Source organism: Ligilactobacillus salitolerans, assembly GCF_003864415.1.
In the GTDB taxonomy this organism is placed as follows: Bacteria; Bacillota; Bacilli; order Lactobacillales; family Lactobacillaceae; genus Ligilactobacillus; species Ligilactobacillus salitolerans.
This window is the reverse complement of the sequence record NZ_BFFP01000139.1, coordinates 1-313: the sequence shown is the minus strand read 5'-3', so window position 1 is coordinate 313 and position 313 is coordinate 1. Positions and strand designations below refer to the sequence as shown.

Here is a 313-nt window from a genome sequence, read left to right as displayed (position 1 = left end):
TTAATGATGCCTATTCTAAAAAAGGGCTCGCAGCCGGGGCGGATTATGCTAATCGCAGTCAAGCTGATCCTCAGGGCAAGCTCAAGCCGCGCATGGGGCAGGGAAATTATGGACTAGCCAGTCATAACTTTTACGATGGCAAGACTGGGTTTAGCCAGTTGCAGGAAAATTTGCATCAAGATCAGCCATACATAGTAGACGGCACGGTGCAAGAAAACGATTGGCTGAACGGACAAAAAATATACTTGGCCAATGACAAAGGAATCTATGAGTACCGAATTTCCCGGCAGCACGTGGTTTCTGCGACTGATGT

1 protein-coding gene is annotated in these 313 nt (G+C 47.6%); it reads left to right on the top strand.

Features of this window, described 5'->3' with window-relative positions; all coding sequences use genetic code 11:
• On the top strand, positions 1-313 hold a 313-nt coding region (locus LFYK43_RS12400), incomplete at both ends, for a sortase family protein (RefSeq protein WP_124978601.1).